Source organism: Sphingomonas aurea (assembly GCF_030678875.1).
GTDB classification, from domain to species: domain Bacteria; phylum Pseudomonadota; class Alphaproteobacteria; order Sphingomonadales; family Sphingomonadaceae; genus Sphingomonas; species Sphingomonas aurea.
On the sequence record NZ_JAUUDS010000001.1, the window covers coordinates 801,846 to 821,768 of the forward strand.

A 19,923-nucleotide genomic window follows, 5' to 3' on the forward strand; every position below is an offset into this window, starting at 1 on the left:
GCCTGTATCATGAGTGTAGGAGCGCCCGCGCTGGAAGTCGGGCTCGACATCGTCACCACGAACTCGATGGGGGAGATCGAGCAGGTTCGTCGCGCCTTCAACGAGGCTGCCGGCGAGGTGATCGCCGGCGCCAGCAACATGGAGCGTGCCACCACCAACGTCGTCAGGCTCGGCTCGTCGATCGCCGAATTCCGCGCGCTTGGCACCGAGGCGACGCGCACGGACGCGGCGGTCAAGCGGTCGGCCGAGCAGATGACGTTCGCGCTGAACCGCTCGATCGCCGAGTTCGGCAAATCGCGTGCGGAACTGCGAGACATCAGGGCCGAAATGAAGGCGGCAGCGGCCGACGACATCGGCCTGGCGGGAGTGGCGGCGGAGTTGCGTGCTGCGGCTGCCACGCTCGGTGAGTTGGAGCAGGGGCAGCGCCGTGCCGCCAACGGGTTCGAGATGTTCGAGGCCCATGCCCGCAAGATGGCGCAAGCCGCGCGCGACGCCGCGGAGGCAGAGGCGCTGATTGCCCGCGAGGCCAACCAGGTGCGCGCCGCGCTCGATCCCATGTTTCTGGCACAGCAGAAGTTCGACACCGAGATGGAGCGCGCCGATCGCCTGCTCGCAGCCGGTGCCCTGCACCAGCGAGAGTATGCGCAGGAGGTCCAGCGGGCCCGCGACGCGCTCAACCAGCACGCCCGCCTCGTCGGCGGTGCGACCGGCGGGACCAACGCCCTCGACGAGGCCACCCGCCGGCTCGGGGTGACGCAGCGCTTCACGGCCTCTGAGGTGCTGAACCTGTCGCGCCAGTTCCAGGACATCGGCGTCACCGCGGCGATGGGCATGAACCCGCTCATGATTCTCGTGCAGCAGGGGCCGCAGATCTACGACGTGCTGGAGCAGGCGAAGGCGCGCGGCGTCAGCGCAGGCGCAGCGCTGAAGCAGATGGGCTCGGACGCGGTGACCTATGGCGTCACCGGCTTCGGCCGGCTGGCGGCCTTCATCACCCCTGCCAACCTTGCCATGGCTGGCACCGCTGTGGCTGCGATGGCGGTGGCTCGCTCGATCGGCTCCTATGGTGCCGCGATCCAGCAGTTCGAGGCCAGCGCGACCGGGTTGGGGCGTGCGTCAGGACAGACCGCCGAACAGCTGGAGGCTATCTCCGAGGCTGCCGCGACGCTCGGCAACCGGTCGCTCAGCGGCGCGCGCGACAGCGTCAACGCCTTCGTGGCTGCCGGCATTCAAGGCTCGGCCACCCTCACCATGCTGGCGGCAGACGTCGACCGGTACGCCAAGTTGACTGGCCAAGACGCGCCGGCGGCACAGGCGGCGCTCGCCGAGGCCATCAAGGATCCGGCGCGGGCGGCAGACACCTTCACACAGCAGCTGGGCCTGCTGACCGGTGCCCAGTACGAGCATATCCGCCAGCTGGCCGCGATGGGTGAAGGTGAGCGCGCAGCGGCCGAGCTCACCCGCATCCTGTCGCGCGATCTCGCCGCCAATGCCACCGAGACGACTGGCCTCGCCCATTACATGGATCTGCTCGGCGCCACGGTCGCCGGGGTGTCGACGATGTTCGGCCGCCTCGATCAGCGCATCAAGGCGGCGGGCGCCTCCTATGACGCATGGCTGAAGCGGAACGTCGGCGGGTGGGCGGTCGATCTGCTCGGCACCGGCAACAAGGAGCCCGGCGCCGGCAACGCCAATGCGGGCCGCAACCAGGATCAGATCGCGGCGCTGAACGCCTCGCAGTCGCTGAACACCACCGGCATGCGGCAGTACAATGAGCTGCTGGCACAGCAGCGCGTGCTTCAGCGGGGCCTCGCCGACACCACCGGGCTGACCGGTCAGCAGGTGCAGGCGCTCCGCCACGACTATGCGGCGGTCACCGACACGATCAACGCCAACCGCACCGCCTCGGGCCAGTGGATCTCGACGCAGGAGCGCGCACACATGATCGCGGAGGCGCAGACCCGCCTCGCCGGCGCCCGCACCCAGGCGGAGAAGGCGGCGGCTCAGCGGCAGATCAAGCGGCTGGAGCTGGGCACACAGGTACTGACCCAGCAGGAACGCGAGACACAGGCGCTGGACGCGTACAACCGGGTTGCCGACAAGTATGTGAAGCCCAAGACCGATCGACGCGCGGAAACCCTCTTCAACGAGGCCAAGGCGACCGAGGCGCAGATCCGCAATACCTATGCGCTAGCCGACGCCTATACCGTGTCCGGTGCCGCCTCGCTGGTCGCAGAGGCGCGCGTAAAGGCGGAGAGCGCGGCGATCCGCAAGCGGGGCGACGTCGAGGCATTCGTCGATCGACAGGTGCGACTGGCAGTCGCCGAGCGCGTGCGGAACGCCGCGCAGAGCACCGCAGCGATGCGTGACGAGATCGCGATGCAGGACGCCGTCAATCGCGAGGTGGCCGCAGGCAACATCCCGGCCCAGCAGGCCGAGGATCTGCTGCGTCAGCGTATGGCCGACTTGCCACTGCTCCAGGCCATCAAGGCGGCACATGACCGCAAGGACGTGAAGGGAGAGGAGGAGGCGATAGCCGCTCTCGATGCTCACCGGATCGCGCAGGACAAGCTCACCGTGTCTCGGCGCAAGGGCGCGCTCGCCACGGCGGTGCAGGCCGGCGACGACCAGCTGGCCTACATGCGCGAGGAATTGCGTCTCACCGGCGCCACTGAGATTGTGCGAACCCGCTCGCTGGCGATCTTCCGGGCCGAGCAGGAGGCGCGTGGCAAGAACTGGACTGGTCCGGATGCTGCGAAATGGGTCGAGCAGCAGGGCAAGATCGCTGAAGCGGGCGTGATCAACACGCAGGCGTCCCGCGAGATGAACGACGCGTTGCGCGGAACTGCTGATCTCTGGGACATCATCGCGGGGAGCGCCAGCAATGCTGCGCGCGGGATGGCGGACGCGTTCGGCGAGGTCGGCCGTAGCATCGGCGACGCTGCTACCATCATGACCGGCTATTATGCCGACCAGTCGCGCCTGGAGGCCGAATACCAGGCCAGCACCCGCGAGATGACAGTGGGTTCGGACGCGCAGCGGCGCGAGGAGCGCCTCTTTGCCATGCGATCGGCCTCGCTTCAAATCGGCGCCTACGGCGACATGACCAAGGCGGCAAAGGGCTTCTTCAAGGAAGGTTCGTCCGGCTACAAGGCGCTGGCGACGGCGGAGAAGGTGTTCCGTGCGGTCGAGCTCGGGTTCGCAATCAAGAATGCGGCTGTGCAGCTCGGCCTCATCGGTGGGGTCACTGCCGCCCGCACCGTCGCGACCGGCACCGCGATCGCGACCGACACCGCCTTCACCGCCACCAGTGTGGCCAACTCGGCGGTGCGGGCGTCGGCGGATGGCGCAGCGGCGATGGCGAAGACCGCCGCGTCCTCGCCCTTCCCCTTCAACCTCGCCGGGATGGCGGTGATGGCCGCGGCGCTGGCATCGATCGGCGTGGCGACGGGTTTTCTGGGCGGTGGAGGCAAGAACACGCTCCCCAAAGCGAACGACGGCACCGGCACCGTCCTGGGCGACACCTCGGCCAAGTCGGAGAGCATCAAGCGCGCGATCGACGGGCTGAAGGACATCGACACCCTGATGCTGTCCTCGTCGCGCGAGATGGCGGCGACGCTGCGCTCGATCGACGGCCAGATCGGCAATGTCGCGGCGCTGGTCGTGCGCGCGGGCGACGTGAACGCCTCGGCCGGCGTCGCCGAGGGCTTCAAGACCAATGCCGTCGGCTCGGTCCTGAAGGCGATCGTGCCAGTGTTCGGCGGGGCGCTGGCGTCGCTGTTCGGCACCAAGACGACGGTGGTCGGCTCGGGCCTGTCGGCTGGGCCGCAGACGCTCGGTTCCGTCCTCGATGGCGGCTTCGACGCGTCCTATTACAGCGATGTCCAGAAGAAGAAGAAGTTCCTCGGGATCACCACCGGCACCTCCTACTCGACGAAGTACAACGCAGCCGATGCCGCGATCGAGAACCAGTTCACGCTGATCCTGAAGGGGTTCAACACCGCCATCGCCGCGGCGGCCGAGCCGCTCGGCGAGACGACGGACACGATCCAACGCCGGCTGAACGGCTTCGTCGTCAACCTGGGCAAGATCGACTTGCAGGGCCTGACCGGCGAGGAGATCGAGGAGAAGCTCAGCGCCGTGTTCGGCGCTGCGGCCGACAAGATGGCGCTTGCCGCCTTCCCCGGTTTCGAGCGGTTCCAGAAGGTCGGTGACGGCGCGTTCGAGACGCTGGTGCGGGTCGCCTCCACCGTGGAGGCGGTCACCGCCTCGCTCGACATGCTGGGCGGCGCCGCGCGCGGCATCGGCATCGACGCCAAGCTCGGCCTCAGCGAGCAGTTCGACAGCATCGGCGACTTCACCAGCGCGGCCAACGCGTATTTCGAGACCTATTACACTGCGGCCGAGCAGAACGCGGCCAAGGTGTCGCAGCTGTCCGGCGTGTTCGTCCGCCTGGGCGTGACCATGCCGGACACGCTCGCGAGCTTCCGCGCGCTGGTCGACGCGCAGGATCTGACGACGACGGCCGGTCAGGCGACCTATGCCACGCTGCTCCAGCTGGCCCCCGCCTTCGCCGACCTGAAGAAGGAGATGGAGGGCGCCAAGAGCGCGGCCGACATCCTCGCCGAGCGGCAGGACCTTCAGCGCAAGATCCTGGAGCTGAACGGCGACACCGCCGCCATCCGGGCGCTCGACCTCGCGAAGGTCGACGTCTCTAACCGTGCGCTTCAGGAACAGGTCTGGGCTATCCAAGACGCGCAGGAGGCGGCCAAGAACGCCCAGACGCTCGCCGATGCCTGGGCGACGGTCGGCAACTCGATCGAGGACGAGATCCGGCGCATCCGTGGCCTGTCCGACGCAACCGGCGCGACCAGCTTCGCCTCCGCGTTCAGCGCCTTCAACGCGGCGACCGCGTCGGCGCGCGCCGGGGATCAGGATGCCGCCAAGCTGCTGCCCAGCCTGAGCCAGGCGCTGCTGAAGGTCGCGGGCGACTCGGCGACCAGCCGGCAGGAGCTGGACCGGGTGCAGGCGCAGACCGCCGCCAGCCTGGAGGCGACCAGCGCGGTGATCGCAGCGCTCGCCAAGGGGAACCCGCTGACGGGTGCCGGCACCATCGCTGCCGCGGCGGTCGCGGCGCAGGCGGCGGCGCCTGCTGCCTCGTCGTCGACGAACGACACCACGGTCGACATTCGCGCGCTGCGCGATGAGATCGCGGCGCTGCGCGCCGACGCCAACGCCGGCTTGGCAGCGGCAGCGGCAGCCGGGGAGCGCTCGGCGAGGGTCTTGGAACGCGCCGAGGGCGTGTCGGGCGGCGCCGGCCTCGGCGTCGTCCTGTTGGACGCCGCGGCATGAAGGTCGTCCTCGACACCGGTACCACCGTCGATCTCGGTCAGGTTGAAGCGACGCCGACGATCGGCATCATCGACTATAGCCGGCGTACGACCGACGATTTCGGCGTCACGACGGTCGTGCAGCGTGGCTTCTCCCGACGCATGTCGCTGCGCATCGCCGTGCCGATGGAGGACGTCGACGCTGTCCAGCGCCAGCTGGTCGACTTGCGCGCCAAGCCGGCGACGTGGATCGCCGACGCGCGCTACGGCAGCCTGTCGTTCCGAGGGTTCTACAAGGACTTCGACTTCACGGTCGGGGCGCTCAGCCTCTACACGCTGACGGTCGAGAGCATCGCGTCGGCCGAAACCTTCGTCGATCCGGGCACCGACCCCGCGGCGAGCGGCAAGGCGTCTTCGCTCCGCTTCCTCGACCCGGTCGTCGTCGACGGCAGCGTGCTGGTGTCGAGCAACGTGCCCGAGACGGACGCACCCGTTTGGGCGGCAAGTACGACGTACGCCAAGGGCGCGCAGGTCATCGCCGCGCACCGCATCTACGAGAGCCTGGTCGCCGGCAATGTCGGCGCCGACCCGGCCACCACGGCGGCCAAGTGGCTCGACATCGGCCCGACCAACCGCTGGGCCGCTTTCGACCAGGCGCTCGGCACCTCCACGATCGTCGGGGCCAACGTCGAGGTGGTGCTGAAGTCACCTGCCCCGGTATCCGGGCTGGCGCTGCTCGACACCAACGCGGCGACGGTGCGCCTGCGCGCGCCGGGCTATGACCGGACGCTGGTGCCGGACAGCGCGGGCAAGGCGCTGTTCCTCGACTTCACCGCGCCGGCTGGCACAGCTGTGACCGTGACGGCCACGCCCGCCGCGGTGATCCCCGGCCCCCAGCGCTGGGACGACGGCGCGCGCTGGCTCGATCAGCGCGTCTGGAACGACAGCCTGGCGGCTGGCGACGGAACGGTGACGATCGGCACGATGCTGATCGGCCAGATCAAGGGGTTGGGCGTCACCGAAACCGCCCCCACGGCTGGCATCATCGACTATAGCCGCAAGGAGACGGACGTGTTCGGCGAGGTCACCGTCGTTCCCCGCGCCTGGGCGAAGCGGATGGCGGCCAAGGCGCTGATCCGCACCGACGCGGTGGATCTTGTCATGAACCGGCTCGCCGCGGCACGGGCGAAGCCCTGTCTCTGGCTCGGCCATGACGATCTCGACGCCTTGGCCGTATACGGCTTCTACAAGGACTTCGACATTGCAGTCGCACCCAGCGTCTCGAAGCTGTCGCTGTCGATTGAGGGCCTGAGTACGGCCGCGCCGATCAAGCAGGGCAGCCTGGGATCGGTCGCCTGGCCGGACGTCACCGATCCGGCGGGCACCAAGCCGACCGACAACGCCGACAAGACGAGCGAGAATACGTCGAAGGACACGGCCGCGGTCGGCGGTGTGCCGGCGGCGTCGATCACCGGGCGGCTCGAAACGCTCGACACGATCACCATCCCGGCGATCGAGGCGGCCGGCGCCGCAGCCGGGCAGCGGATCACCGAGGCGCGCGCTGCGGCCGATCTGGCGCTGGCGACGATCGAGGACGAGGTCGAGCGGGTCGACCAGCGGATCGACAATCTGTCGGCCAGCGGCGGCTATGACGACACCGCGGTCAACACCCGGATCACCGACGAGCGCGACCTGTCGCTCGGCCGCGACGCGGCGCTGGGGACGCGGATCGATACGGTCACCGCCTCGATCGCGACGACCGACACCAACCTGCGCGCGCTGGTCACGACGAAGGAGCAGGCCGCGGTCGATCGCGAGAATGCCATCTCGCAACGGGTCGACCAAATTCTCGCTGAGGGCGGCGGTGGCGGTGACGCTGACACGGTCGCGCGCGCCGAGATCCAGCGCGTCGAGCAGGCGGCAATCACGCGCGACACGGCGCTCGCATCGCGCGCTGACGTATTGGAAGCTTCGGCAAGTTCGTCCGGCGGCAACTTTGTTCCTAACAGCTCGCTCAGCACGCTCGACGGCTGGACGCTCACCTTCAACGCCGACAACCTGTCGAGTTTCTTCCGCAACGGCGCGGGGTCGGCATGGATGATCGGAGGTGTCGAGAATAATCTCGGCTTTCTCCGTGGACCGGCCGGCGCCGGCCTATGCGCAGAAGTGCAGAGCGCACCCTTCGCTGTCCGCCCGGGCTCAAGCCTACAGTTCTACGGCCTGACTGCATCGCATCGTTGCAACGTCTGGGTCAGCGTCTTCTTCTTCGACGCAGGCGGCAACGGTGTCGGCTACGGCGGCGAACACATGGGTGAGACCGTCAACCAAGGCGGGCAGGACTTAAATTCCTGGAACCGCACTGGTCTTCAGGAAGTCTTGGTGCCCGCGACTGCTGTTCGCGCGACCTTCGTATTTCGCCAGTACAATGTCCAGAACGATGGCTATGGGTGGCTGAGCCGACCGTTCGTCACCGAGGTTCGACCGGGCACGAAGACGTGGGCTCCTTACAGCTCGGGTAACGATCGCCCGGTCAGCATCACCGCAGCGGCCCGGATCAAGACGACCGAGGACACGCTCGCCGACCTGCCGAACCGGTACGCGACCGCGCAGCGGGCGACCACCATCGAGGCGTCGGTCGGGACGGCTGTCGGTCGCATCGGCGGTCTGGAGCGCGTCACCAGCGACGGCACGCTCGTTACCTCCCAGCGCGCCGACAACATCGAGGCGTCGCTGAACGACAGCCGGGCAACCGTCAGCCAGCAGGCCGGTGCGATCGTCGGGCTTCAGGGCAAGGCCGCTGCCTATGTCCGGCTCGTCGCTGACGCCGGCAACGGCCGGGCGGCGCTCAGCCTGTGGTCGGACCAGTATGGCGGCGCATGGCAGCTCGTTGGCAATGGCATCATCAGCGGCGACCTGACCGTCGACGGGTCAATCACCGCGCGAAAATTCGACGGTGCCAGCATGGCGCGGGAAGCCCGTTCTACCTGGACCGGCAGTATCACGCCGGCTGCAGGGCAGACGCTGACCGTTCCCTGGACGCTCACGCTGCCGAGCATCCCGCCAACCGGCCGCTTCATCTACGAGGCCACCTTCGTCATTGAAACAAACGAAGGCCAAGGCTTCAGCCAGACGATCAACGGCTACCCGGCCTATGCGGAATATGTCTCCGATGGCGGCAGCTTCTTCATCGGCGCCTTCGACAATGAAGGGCATCCCTATCTGCCACGGCCGAACGCGTCCGACCGGGTGATCGCGACGACCGACTTCGCCCCGACCTTCGTCGCGCGGGTCAACCGCGGCACGCTGGACACCGGGTGGATCAAGGACGGCGATTATTATTACCGGCACATCGCTGCCACCTACACCGCCAAAAGCATCGACCTGAAGGCCACTTGGGTCGCCATCTAGGAGCGCGACATGGAATACTGGATCGTCTACGATCTTGCGACCGGCGCCGAGCTGTATCCCGGCAGCGGCATGCCGGGCACCGCAGCCTATCAGCAGCCGCCAGAGGGCGCCGGCATCGTCGTGGTGCCGCAGGCCGTCGTCGCGCAGCAGCCGCGCGATCTGGGCGCGCTGAAGGCGGCGCTGATCCTCGGCGTCGACAATGATGCCGAGCGTGCCCGCGCCGCCATCATCACCGCCCTGCCCGGCCAGGTCGGCACCTACGTGCTGAAGGAGGCCGCGGCGCGCGCGTGGCTCGCCGACAATGGCGCATCGACTGCCATGCTCCAGCCGGAGGCGACCGCGCGGGGCATGACGATCGCGGCGCTGGCGGCGGAGGTGATCGCCAATGCCGAGGCGTGGGCGCAGCTGTCCGGTGCAATCGAGGGTATGCGCTACGCCGCCAAGGCCCGCATCGCCGCAGCGGCGACAATTGGCGCGATCGTCGAGGCCGCGGTTATCGACTGGTCGGTGCTGAATGCGCCGGCTGCGTGACGTCGCCCAGCAACTGCTGGTGTCTATCGACCAGGCTGCACAGGTCTGGATCGTCGGCGCCGCCTACCTGCTCCACCTGACGGACACCTGCCCGTCCGCCGACGAGACGATCAGCAGCTATGTCGGGCGCGGCGAGATGCGGGGCGCGCGCTGGGCAAGGGTCGTCGCCCCGATGATCGATCGCCTGTTCATCCTGCTCGGCGAGGAGCCCGGCCACTGCCGGCGCAACGTCGAGACCGCCTTCCTCGGCGCCGCGCCGACTCCCTGAAAGGACTGCCGATGGCAACCATTGCACTCGCGGCCCATGTGGCGGCGACCGTTCCCCTGTTCGCCTCCGACGCGGCGAACAGCCTGTCCGCAGCGATGGTGGAGAATGTTACCTCCAGCCCGGCGCCGCCTAGCTTCAACAACGACCCTTCGTTGTTCCTCTTCAACCTCTTCTTGATGACCGCCGGCACCTTCCTCGGCGCGATGATGCTGGGGCGTCAGTGCAGCCGGATTTGGGCGCAGCGGCGCTACGATCACCCGCTCGACCCGGTCAGCCTCTACCGGCTTATCACCCTGCTCGCCGCTGGCGCACTGACGATCCGGTGCGGCGCCGAAGCCATGTCGCTGTGGGGATGGAACCCGGACGATCCGGTCACCTCGGCGCGGGTGATGATGGCCAAGCGGTGGCTTGATCCGATCGCCCTCGTCCTGGGCTTCACCTGGATGGCCATCGCGCTGCTCGGCGAGCCGGGGATCGAGCATCAGCTCCGCAAGTCGCCGCTGCCAGTCGACATGTGGTCGCGCTGGCCGGTGCTGGTCCGTGCGGGGGTCGTCATCATCCTGAGCTTCGTCGCCGCCCTTGTCGCGGTGATCTTCCGGTGAACCACCCGGCGGCAGCTGGGGCCGCCGCTGTTCTGCCCCTTGCCGGCGCCCCGGTCACCTGGGACTTCCTCGGCTACTCCTACCACCCCGGCCCGGTGCTGGTGGCCGTCCTCGCCGTCGCCATCACGCGCGCCATCGTCTTCCTCCAGACCACCGGTCGCCGGCAGGTGATCCTCGACGTGTTGGTTTCGATGCTCTGCGCGCTGCTCGCCGCCCTGTGGACGCAGGCGCACGACCTTGACCTGCTCACCGCCGGCATCAGCGGCATGGGCATCGCCGCGATCGGCATCAGCATCATCGGCATCGCCAAAAGCCAGATGACCAGCGCCATCCGTGCCGCGGCGCAGGCAGCACTGAAAGCGATGTCGAGCGGCAGCCCACCGCCCCCTGCTCCCTAAACTCGGAGACATTGATGAACGACCCCGCATGGCTGGCGTTCGCGCGCCGCCAGATCGGCACGCGCGAGATCCCCGGCCCGACTCACAACAACAAGCTGATCGCGCTGCTGAACACGGCCGCGCGCTGGAACGGCGTCATCTGGAAGGATGATGAGATGCCGTGGTGCGGCGGCTTCGCGGCGGCATGCCTCGTCGCGGCCGGGATCGACCCGCCGAAGATCGCAGCGCGCGCGGCAAGCTGGGCGACGTGGGGCGCAAACCTGCGCACCGACCGCCTGGCGCCGGGTGCGATCCTCGTCTTCTCGCGGTTCGGCGGCAACCACGTCGGCTTCTACGCGGGCGAGGATGCCCGCTACTACCACGTCGTCGGCGGCAACCAGGGCAACGCCGTCTCCTACAGTCGCATCGCGAATAGCCGTCTGATCGCCTCGCGGTGGCCGCGCGGCGTGCCCGTCATCGGCGGTCCCGTCCGCATGACCGAAGTCGCCGGCATCCCCGTCACCACTAACGAAGCATGAATGGAGAAAATTGATGAAGATCAATATCGGCAAGCTGCTCGGCGCGGCCCTGAAGGTCGTGAAGTCCAATCCCACCCTCGTCCTCGGCGCTGTGTCGATCGGCAAGGAGATCGTGAAGGCGGTGAAGGACGAGGCGAAGAAGACGCCGACGCCCCGCGCCTGACTTCAGCACCTCGGAAAGGAAGCAATGATGGCCGATCCATTCAACGGCGTCTTTTCCGGGGTGTCGGACCCCGGCGAGCGCGCGAGCGTCGTCGTGCCCAGCGACACCACCGACCTGACGGAGACGCCGAAGAGCATCTACGTCGGCACGGGCGGCGACATCGCCATGATCGGCGACAATGAAGCGACAGGCGCCGCGCCCGTCATCTGGCGCAACGTGCCGAGCGGCGCCTGCCTGCCGTTCCGCCCGCGCCGCATTCGCGCGACCGGCACCACCGCGTCCGACATTGTGGCGATCCTCTGATGCGGCTGGGCTTTGGCCTTGGCCTCGCCGCAGGTCGAGGGCGGGCGACTGTCGCGCTGCTGCTCGCCGGCGCCGCGGTCCTGCCGATCGCCCGCCGCTGGCTCGACACAGCCGCCTGGGACGACACCTCAATCTGGAGCGACAGCCTGTGACCATTTACACATTTTTCCCCCCGAGCCCCCCGAACCAGATATTCTTCAAGGACGTTCGCGAAACGTTGAACGACGCGCTGGCACGCCTTCGGGCACTGGAGGCGGGCGGCGGCACGCCGACGCCGACGCCCGCCCCCTCGTTCAGCACGTCCGCCTCGATCACCTCGGACGGATCGCCGCAGGTCGGGGAGACGCTGGCTGGCAACGACGGCACGATCGCGAACGGCAGCGTGTCGGCGCGCCAGTGGCTACTGAACGGCACCGCGATCAGCGGCGCAACCGGGGCAACCTACGTGCCGACCCAAACGGGAGATCACAGCTACCGGGTGACCGCGACCGGGCCGGGCGGCACCGCCACCAGCACCGCGACGGTCGCAGTGGCCGCGGCAACCCCGACGCCGACCCCGGCACCGTCCTTCACCACCTCACCCTCGATCACGACCGACGGCACGCCGCAGGTCGGCGAAACCTTCACCGGCAACGATGGCATCGTCACGGGCGGCACGGTCCAGTCCCGTCGCTGGCTGCGCGGTGGGACACAGGTCGGCACGGGCGCGGCGTTCACGCCGACCGATACCGGCGACTACGTCTTCGAGGTCACCGCGACCGGCGCCGGCGGCAGCACGGTCGCGTCCGCGACCGTCACCGTGGCAGCGGCCACCCCGCCCGCCTCGCCCTTCTTCGGCTCATCCTCTTCCACCTGGGGCTCGACCAGCCCGACTTTCGGAGCGACTGCATAATGGGAAAGCTTCTTCTCGACACCACCGCAGGCGCGGGCGACACCGGCAAGATCGGTGGCGACAAGATCAACGCCATGATGGGCGAGCTATACGCTCTGACCAATCGGCAGCGGCCCGGCCGGCTCATCATCGTTGGCGACTCCAAGGCGTCGCTGATGGCGAATTTCTCCAACGTCCGGTCGGGGGCGGCCTGGGGCCTCGCGCGCGCCAGCGTCTACTGCTCCTTCGAGGACGCAAACGCCATCGGCGGCAGCTTCACCGGCACGGAAACGAACGGGCTACTCAACGCCACGCGCAACGCAGCGATTGTCGCTACCGTCACGTCCCGCGCCAATGCCGGTGAGAATGTGATCGTCATTATCAAGGCCGGCACCAACGATAACTACGCGGTGGGTCAGACGCTCGCGAACCTCATGCAGGCGACCAAGAATTACATCACCGCGGGCGCCAGCCACGTCATCATCATGAGCGTCGATCCCGAGGGCAATCTCAACGCTGCGCAGGCTCGGAGCAATTCCGAGATCAACCGGGGTATCCGAGTCTTCGCGCGGTCCAATCCGGCATTCGTGTCCTTCTGCGACACCACCTTTGGCTTGCTCGAAGCTGGATCCGAGACGTTCCTGTCTAAGGGCACGACCGGCGACACCACTACCGATACCGGCGCCTACGGCTCGGTCATGCACGACAGCCTCCACGAGTCCGGGTACGGCGCCTACATTATGGGCCTGGCGCTGGAGCCGATCTTCAAGCGGCTGATGCCGCACCGCACCCGCCTCATCATGCCGGACGGCAGCGGCCAGTCGACCGAGAGCCCGCGCGGCGACTTCGTCCAGAACATGATTATGTTCACCCGCGGCGGAGGCACTGCGGCCACGATCGAGAGCGGCAGCGATACGCCGAGCGGCTCGGGCGCAGCGGCCTACCCGCGGATCGCGCTTTTTGGCACGATCCCGTCACAGCGCCTCATCAAGAGCGGCATTACCTTTGCCACCAGCCGCGAGCCGTACCCGCCATTCGTGACCGAGTTCGGCCGCGAGGACATCCTGGTCACCACGATCACGCTGTCGGGCACGCCAACGGCGGATGGCGAGTGGACCTTCGGGGGCGGGACTGCTGGCGCCTTTGCGACCGGTGACGCCTACAACTGGGAGTTTGAATACTATGCCGAGGCGCTGTCCGGCACGGCTGGGCTGTCCGCGCGCGCGACTGGTGCCAATGGTGCCGTCGGTGAGCATCTGCTGTCCGCGCCGGCAAAGGCGGCAGACTACATCCCGAAGATGACCGGTCGGTTCAGCTACGCCTCGCCCACGCCCATGGTCATCGCCTCGGGCGGCAATAACGGCGGCCTGACCTTCGGCATGCGGTGGCGCAATGGCGTCCCCGTCTCGGGCAAGGTCTACCTGCTCGGCGCCGCGCTCATCAAGAACATCGCCCTGCCGGCCGTCGCTTGATCCTTCCTCGGCCCCTTCAGTGGAGAACCTCATGAAGCGACTACTCCTCGCCGCATTCGCGCTACTGGCGATCCCCTCCTGCGCCGTCGCCCCCGCGGCAGCGCAGACCGTCGCCGGCTGCGGCACCGCGGCGGTGGCCAAGGCCGACCGGACCAACAAGGCGAAGCTCGCGACGCAGATCGCGTGCTTCGAGAAGGCGGGGCTGACCGCCACGGCGGCGGTGGCCGAGCGCAAGACGCTGCTGGCGGCTATCGTCACATCAGCCCCCGCGCCGACGCCAGCGCCGGTCGCATGGAAGGATTGCGCCGTGGAAGGCGGGGTCTGCCGCTTCGAGGGCAGCGCGCGCGTCCGCTACGGCGCTGGCGAGCGCTGGGCCGAGAAGACGGCGACCAGCAGTATCGGCTGCAACAATGGTTCCTTCCCCGACCCGGCGCCGGGTTCCGTCAAGCGGTGCCAGACCACGGCGGCGACGGTGCAGGCACAACCTGCACCTGCACCCGAACCGACAGCCAGTCCGACGCCGACGCCCAGCCCCATCGCTGCCGTCTCGGTCGGATCGACTGTGCCGCGCGACAAGCTGGGCGTGAATGTCGCCGGCACCGCCTACTTCAGCGGCGAGCAGACCTTCGCGAACCTTGCCTTTGGTCAGGGCTGGAAGAACGCAGGCGTATCCGGCTGGCCCGACCTACCGCACGCGGACATGACCGCCGACGGCATGCCCGACCCGGCGCGGATCGGGGCAGGATATGGCCCCACCCTGATGCTGACCCCGCCGGCCGGCATCCGCACGAAGGCGATCGATGTCACCTGCACCTGGTCCGGCAAGGGCGTAGTCGAGGTCAGCGGCCCGCGCCTCGCCAACGGACGGGCGACAGGCAGCGGCTACCGCTTCACCTGGACCCAGGGCGCGCCGAACGGCTTCAACTGGCTGACCCTGAAATCGTCGGCCGCGACCAATCCGGTGCGCGACATCGACTGCCGCGTCGAGGGGGCGGCGAACGTCGGCATCTTCTCGGCCGAGACGATCGACTATTATCGTGCCTTCGGTGTCCTGCGGATGCTCGACGTCAGCGCGGGGAACAGCGCCTCGCCGGCCACCTGGGCCACCCGCACGATGCCCGGTGACCTGACCCAAGGCGGCAGCGATGGCCTCGCCCTCGAGCATCAGGTCGGCCTTGCCGTGGCGGCGGATGCCGATCCCTGGCTGCACGTCCCCTGGCGCGCCGACGAGGACTATGTCCGGCGCATGGCGCAGCTGGTGCATGATGCTCTACCGGCCGGCCGGCACGCCTATGTCGAGCTGTCCAACGAGGTCTGGAATTACGGCTTCCCGGTCGCTGGCCTCGCCCGCGAAGAGGGCGTCGCGCTGAAGCTCGCTGACAATCAATATGCCTCGGCGTGGAAGCTCTACGCCCGCCGCACCGTCGCGGTCATGAAGATCTGGGCGGACGTATTCAAGGATCGTCCCGGCCAGCTGGTGCGGGTGATCGCCTCGCAGTCGGGCAACCCGGCGCACGCCGGCTATCTGCTGGCCGAAAGTGGCGAGGTGAAGCCGGGCGATCTCGATGCCCTCGCCATCGCGCCGTATTTCGGGGGCGATCTGTTGCAGACCAATCCCGATGTCGCCGACGGCGACAAGCTGTTCCCGCTGCTCACCGTCGACATGCGGAAGAAGCTGGCAGGCGAGGTGCGCGAGAACCTGGCCAAAGCCAAGGCGATGGGCCTTCGCCTGATCTCCTATGAGGCCGGGCAGCACATCCTGAACGGCGGCGCGGAAGATCCACGTATCGCCAGCCTCAATCGCGATCAGCGCATGGGCGGGCTCTACAGCGAGTACATCCCCGGATTGGTGGCGGCGAACGACAACGATGTGGCCGTGCTGTTCAACGCCTCGGGCGCGATCAGCAAGTGGGGCGCGTGGGGTCTGCGCGAGTACCCCGGCCAGCCGCGCAGCGAGGCGCCGAAGATGGATGCCGCTCTCAAGGCAGTGGGACGCTGATCTATTCGCCCGCTGCCTCCGGATGCTCCGCGAGGTAGCGGGCAGCCAGCGCGGTCCGCCTCTCGATCGGAGCCTTGCCGCGTTCCATCAGTCCGATTGACACGCGCGTCATGCCGATCGCGGCGGCGAACGCCTCCTGCGTCATCCCGGACGCCTGCCGCAGTGCCTTCAGCTGATCGGGTTGCATGACCTTCGTCTCTCATCTATTTTGGCCCTATCCGCCCCCCGGTGGCTAGACCGGCGGGCGGGGCTTCAGGCTTGGATCGAGACCGTGAAGGTCACCTTCCAAATCCGAAGCCGGATTGTGAGGTTCATCTCACTTTCCTTTCGGGTCTGTCAGCGGGCGGTGCCGGGATAGTCTCGCCGTCTGACAAGAGAATAGATAAGCCAGTTATCATTGACGCGCAAGCGGAAAATGATGTCTGGTTTATCTTTTACCCTCTCATCCTCTGCTGAAGACGCTTCCATCCTCGCTCGTCGGGAAAGAAGTTCAGCAGGGTGACTGCCTGCTCAGTCGGTCGGGGGTGTGGGCGCCGCGCGCCGCACTTGCTGCACCGGAAATGGCGCATGACGTCCGCCTCGATGGCCATTGGCCAGCGCCACAGGCGCGCCCACTGGCAGACCATGAAGGCGTCCAGAATGGCGGTGTGCGGGCACGGCGGGTTGTCGCAGGTCAGGTGAATATTCATGCCGTGCCGCACGAAGTCGTGCAGCGTGTGAAAGGTCTTCGAGCTCACGGTCAGGCTGGCGGCAGCCAGAGATCCCGTATGCCGAGCTGTCGCTCGGACAGACCGAAGAAAGCGGCGAGGCGGGCATGCTCGTCGACGCGGAGCGCGCGCGGGTGACCTTCTACGACGAACCTGCGCAGGTAGTGATCAGGCCGTCGCAGCATGCGCGATAGCTCGGCATAGCTGTCGGGGCCCGTCGCGACGATCGCTGCCAGCGCAGCGCGCGGATCTGCTGGCGGCCTGTGGCCGAAGGGTGAGTAATGGCGGGCAGGTTTGGCGGTCGTCGGCATGGCAGATTCCTCCGCGTCATGTTCCACCAATGTTCTACTTTTTCAAGGGCCGATCGGACGGGCCTTCGTGCCCCCTGCCCCGCAAGCCATTGATCTGCATAGGTGCCGATTTAGCCTTGGATCGGGCAAGAGGCGTTGAAAACTCACGGGATTACGGCTCCACGGCGAAAACATGGCCTCGCACCTCGCCAGTCCCCTAATGACTTACTATCGGAAGCAACTAGATGGCTGGCTTAAGGATGTAGATTAAGCCTTCTACTCAGACTTTTACGCGTGCATCTAGAACATCTTGCAACTTTCTTACGACATCGTGGACCGAATGCGTCATGACAACTAGTGATTCAATGGCAGTATAAGGATGTTCGGACAGTGGTTCCGCCTTATGCTTTGTCAGTTGCACCTCTATTTTGATCTTTGCTAAAGATGAATCTACTTTACCTCCGTAGTGAGATGGCAGAGACTTGAGGTGGTGAATAGCAAATATCGGCTGTCCCATGCGGTTCGTAGTATGGGCGTACTGGTATCCACTCTCTACATTGAGTGTAATAGTGTCTACATCTTCGGTAGTCTCCTCACAACCTGACACACGAAAGGAGCGCTTAAGGCCATCTATGATAATGCGGATATTAGCAGGAATTAATATTCTGTGCTTGTCTGCATTGTCTAATGCTGAAAGTTCGCAAATCATTTCGCCGGGACCACCCAGATAAGCTCCGAAACTGTTAAATACGGCCTGTGCATCAGGCTTAAGGCCGAGAAGCTGAACCCGGGCAAAAAATTTCTCCGCTGCGTCCTCTACTGGAAAGCAGACTGTTTTCTCATTCAGTTTGTTTTCTGCAGTACCCTTACCGTCCAAAAGCCAAAACGCAAAAGCACTATGATCCAAGGCCGAACGCAAAGCATGTATTGCATCACCTATTTCCAACATTACTTCTACTGGGATGTTTTCATCAATCTGTATTGACCAGTAGTGATCCCTGTACCGCCCATCGTATTCTATTTTAAACGGCTTACTGTTACAAAACGCTCGGAGCCTATGCTCTGCCGCAACTAAGAATTGATCAGCGCGATTTAGTTTGGCGCGAGCACTCAGCAGAGCGTCTTTCGATGCCATGTAATTGTTCATCGAGCTACCTTGCGAAGGGGCCATCAGCTGACCGACGCGTCGGGAACACAGGTCCGAGGACGCGCATCCGCTTGGCGTCATATGATCGCTGCAGCTTCACCACATCATCATAGCTGCCCTGCAACCAGCGGTCGTGATCCTCAGGCGCTAGGATCGTAATCATGGCCTTCGGATGGATCGGCTTCACCAGCTCGTTGGGATCGCAGGTCACCATCGTGAAGCCCGATCCCTCCTTCAGGTGCTGCCAGAAGCCGGCGACCGCGAAGGTCGGCTGGTCCTCGACCGCGAACCACATCTCGCCCTTCAGCGGGGGCTTGCCGTCGCCCAGATCGTGTTTGTTCGGCGTCCACTCGCAGAACTCGCTCAGCGGGATCAGGCAGCGGTTAGCCGGCTCGGCCGCTAGCCTGCGCCACTGAGGCAGCCCCAAGTTGCGGACGTTGGTCATGGGCCAAGGCGCCTGCCCGCCCAGAACGTCCCAGCTCATCACGTCCCAGCCGCGGACGCCATCCTGCTCGCGGATGACGTAGTTGCGGCTCTTGGGCCGCAGCTCCTGCGGGTTGAACGTGTTCTCGCGCGGCCGCTCGCCGAACAGCTTGCCGGTCGAGCCGAACAGCGTCTCGGGCTCACCCTTAAATCGCGCGCGATTGCACATCAGACGTCAAGCTCCCGGCGCCTTATTTCTTCCAGGAGCGCGTCGGCCTCTGCATCGCACGCCGCGCCGGTCGTCCGCTCGTATGCTTCCAGGAGCTGTTCGTCCGACAGTGCACGGATCAGGTCAGGATCGGTCGGATACTGGATCATGGCGGTAAGCTATGCCGCTTCGTCGCCGATTCCTAGCGGATCAGCGTAGGAATAGGTTAGCCATTCGGAAGAGGCCACGAGGGGGAATTCAGCGGGGCGGAAGGGCAGTTAGCCCTGTTAAGCGGTTGCGAGCGCTCGATTGTGGCATTCCTGCCGGGCCCACCACGCCCCTGCTGCCGACAGCAGTTGCACCCGATGGGGCTCCGCTTGACGGCAACTCACCCTTTCGGCACAGAAAGAGGTTCTGGTACGCTCGATACTGGTCGCCAAATATTCGGCCGATGATGCGAGATTTTCGGCTTTCCATTGGATTATGCGCTATATAACGGATGATGCTCACATCCTTGGCAAGCATGTCTCGCGCATCCTTATAACCAAAGAAGCGCAGGTGGGTCCGGTCCATGATCCCTTCCGATTGATACTGGAATCTTCCGGACCAAATTATCCTGAGCAAGTTCGGATAATAGTGGAAGTTCGGTAGGGAGACGAGGATGTAGCACCCGTAGTTCAGCTGCGCGGTCATCCGCTCGAAGAAGGAATGCGGATCACGCAGATGCTCCAGCACGTCGAGCAGCAGGACGAGGTCGAACGTCGCCAGATCGACCGGCAGCTCTGCCGCTTCTATGTCTACGTGGTGGAATTCGTCGAACGTCGTACGATAGTTGTGGGAGGAGTCGCAGAAGGCATCCATCCCCACGCTGACCAAACCCGGATGGCGTCGCTGCAATTCCCGTGTCACCCCGCCCCGTCCGCACCCTATATCGAGCACGCGGGCCGGACGCTCGACCAGCATGTCGATCGTCTCGGGCCGCCCATTGTCATAATAGCCTTCAGTCACATGAGCCCCCCCGGCCAGAGTCTTTGATTGATGTGATTTAGCCACATTTTACGTCCTAAAGCGAGGCTCCCGCCTCGACGCCCAAATTTTCGAACGAGCGTTACCGGTGGCTCGCGATTGGAAAGCGGCACTCTCCCCCGTACCTTGCCAAGTGGCCAGAGCCGGCCTAGGGCGTGCCCGTATCGGGGAGTGGCGCAGGCTGGTAGCGCATCTGGTTTGGGACCAGAGGGTCGCAGGTTCGAATCCTGTCTCCCCGACCATCGTTCGCATCGATCCG

Annotated in this window: 20 protein-coding genes and 1 tRNA gene; 14 read left to right on the forward strand and 7 right to left on the reverse strand. The window is 66.1% G+C overall.

Features of this window, described 5'->3' with window-relative positions:
- Positions 1–9 precede the first annotated feature (9 nt).
- The 13 genes from Q5H91_RS04170 (at position 10) to Q5H91_RS04230 (ending at position 15,863) form a co-directional block, all read left to right on the forward strand.
- Positions 10–5,352, forward strand: coding sequence for a phage tail length tape measure family protein (locus tag Q5H91_RS04170; protein WP_305171955.1), 5,343 nt, complete (start codon positions 10–12; stop codon positions 5,350–5,352).
- The gene (locus Q5H91_RS04175; protein ID WP_305171956.1) at positions 5,349–8,738 is read left to right on the forward strand and encodes a hypothetical protein; all 3,390 of its coding nucleotides are present in this window, start codon (positions 5,349–5,351) and stop codon (positions 8,736–8,738) included. Before Q5H91_RS04170 ends, Q5H91_RS04175 begins: the two co-directional genes overlap by 4 nt.
- Positions 8,739–8,747: 9 nt before the next feature.
- The gene (locus Q5H91_RS04180; RefSeq protein ID WP_305171957.1) at positions 8,748–9,269 is read left to right on the forward strand and encodes a hypothetical protein; all 522 of its coding nucleotides are present in this window, start codon (positions 8,748–8,750) and stop codon (positions 9,267–9,269) included.
- Positions 9,253–9,537, forward strand: coding sequence for a hypothetical protein (locus Q5H91_RS04185; RefSeq protein ID WP_305171958.1), 285 nt, complete (start codon positions 9,253–9,255; stop codon positions 9,535–9,537). Before Q5H91_RS04180 ends, Q5H91_RS04185 begins: the two co-directional genes overlap by 17 nt.
- Positions 9,538–9,548: 11 nt before the next feature.
- Entirely contained in the window at positions 9,549–10,139 is a 591-nt protein-coding gene (locus Q5H91_RS04190) for a hypothetical protein (RefSeq protein ID WP_305171959.1), read from the forward strand.
- Positions 10,136–10,537, forward strand: a complete 402-nt coding sequence (locus tag Q5H91_RS04195) for a hypothetical protein (RefSeq protein ID WP_305171961.1) — start codon at positions 10,136–10,138, stop codon at positions 10,535–10,537. The genes Q5H91_RS04190 and Q5H91_RS04195 overlap by 4 nt, the downstream gene beginning before the upstream one ends.
- Positions 10,538–10,551: 14 nt before the next feature.
- Positions 10,552–11,055 (forward strand): TIGR02594 family protein, encoded by a 504-nt coding sequence (locus Q5H91_RS04200; protein WP_305171962.1) that lies wholly within the window; start codon positions 10,552–10,554, stop codon positions 11,053–11,055.
- Positions 11,056–11,068: 13 nt separating this feature from the next.
- Positions 11,069–11,218 carry a hypothetical protein gene (locus Q5H91_RS04205; RefSeq protein WP_305171964.1) on the forward strand — a complete coding sequence of 50 codons (150 nt, stop codon included), beginning with the start codon at positions 11,069–11,071 and terminating at the stop codon, positions 11,216–11,218.
- Positions 11,219–11,245: 27 nt separating this feature from the next.
- Positions 11,246–11,521 carry a spike base protein, RCAP_Rcc01079 family gene (locus tag Q5H91_RS04210; RefSeq protein ID WP_305171965.1) on the forward strand — a complete coding sequence of 92 codons (276 nt, stop codon included), beginning with the start codon at positions 11,246–11,248 and terminating at the stop codon, positions 11,519–11,521.
- Entirely contained in the window at positions 11,521–11,673 is a 153-nt protein-coding gene (locus Q5H91_RS04215) for a hypothetical protein (RefSeq protein ID WP_305171966.1), read from the forward strand. The genes Q5H91_RS04210 and Q5H91_RS04215 overlap by 1 nt, the downstream gene beginning before the upstream one ends.
- A gap of 65 nt (positions 11,674–11,738) precedes the next feature.
- The gene (locus Q5H91_RS04220) at positions 11,739–12,413 is read left to right on the forward strand and encodes a hypothetical protein (RefSeq protein WP_305171968.1); all 675 of its coding nucleotides are present in this window, start codon (positions 11,739–11,741) and stop codon (positions 12,411–12,413) included.
- Positions 12,413–13,864 carry a hypothetical protein gene (locus Q5H91_RS04225; RefSeq protein ID WP_305171969.1) on the forward strand — a complete coding sequence of 484 codons (1,452 nt, stop codon included), beginning with the start codon at positions 12,413–12,415 and terminating at the stop codon, positions 13,862–13,864. Before Q5H91_RS04220 ends, Q5H91_RS04225 begins: the two co-directional genes overlap by 1 nt.
- Before the next feature lie 31 nt (positions 13,865–13,895).
- Complete coding sequence (locus Q5H91_RS04230; protein ID WP_305171970.1) at positions 13,896–15,863, forward strand: hypothetical protein; 1,968 nt, start codon at positions 13,896–13,898, stop codon at positions 15,861–15,863.
- Position 15,864: 1 nt separating this feature from the next.
- Here the strand turns inward: Q5H91_RS04230 and Q5H91_RS04235 are convergent, their stop codons facing one another.
- The 7 genes from Q5H91_RS04235 to Q5H91_RS04265 form a co-directional block, all read right to left on the reverse strand.
- Complete coding sequence (locus tag Q5H91_RS04235) at positions 15,865–16,050, reverse strand: helix-turn-helix transcriptional regulator (RefSeq protein ID WP_305171971.1); 186 nt, start codon at positions 16,048–16,050, stop codon at positions 15,865–15,867.
- 247 nt (positions 16,051–16,297) lie between these two features.
- The gene (locus tag Q5H91_RS04240; RefSeq protein WP_305171972.1) at positions 16,298–16,600 is read right to left on the reverse strand and encodes a hypothetical protein; all 303 of its coding nucleotides are present in this window, start codon (positions 16,598–16,600) and stop codon (positions 16,298–16,300) included.
- Positions 16,601–16,602: 2 nt separating this feature from the next.
- Positions 16,603–16,881 carry a hypothetical protein gene (locus Q5H91_RS04245; RefSeq protein ID WP_305171973.1) on the reverse strand — a complete coding sequence of 93 codons (279 nt, stop codon included), beginning with the start codon at positions 16,879–16,881 and terminating at the stop codon, positions 16,603–16,605.
- Between the two features lie 259 nt (positions 16,882–17,140).
- Positions 17,141–18,007, reverse strand: a complete 867-nt coding sequence (locus Q5H91_RS04250) for a hypothetical protein (protein WP_305171974.1) — start codon at positions 18,005–18,007, stop codon at positions 17,141–17,143.
- A 4-nt stretch (positions 18,008–18,011) separates the two neighbouring features.
- Positions 18,012–18,659: an SOS response-associated peptidase family protein gene (locus Q5H91_RS04255; protein WP_305171975.1), complete on the reverse strand. Its 648-nt coding sequence runs from the start codon at positions 18,657–18,659 to the stop codon at positions 18,012–18,014.
- On the reverse strand, positions 18,659–18,808 hold the full coding sequence (locus tag Q5H91_RS04260) for a sporulation inhibitor A family protein (protein ID WP_305171976.1): 150 nt from the start codon (positions 18,806–18,808) through the stop codon (positions 18,659–18,661). The genes Q5H91_RS04255 and Q5H91_RS04260 overlap by 1 nt, the downstream gene beginning before the upstream one ends.
- A gap of 88 nt (positions 18,809–18,896) precedes the next feature.
- Positions 18,897–19,691, reverse strand: a complete 795-nt coding sequence (locus Q5H91_RS04265; protein WP_305171977.1) for a class I SAM-dependent methyltransferase — start codon at positions 19,689–19,691, stop codon at positions 18,897–18,899.
- Between the two features lie 138 nt (positions 19,692–19,829).
- Between Q5H91_RS04265 and Q5H91_RS04270 the strand changes: the two genes are divergently transcribed.
- Positions 19,830–19,906: transfer RNA gene (locus tag Q5H91_RS04270), tRNA-Pro, on the forward strand.
- Positions 19,907–19,923: the final 17 nt, after the last annotated feature.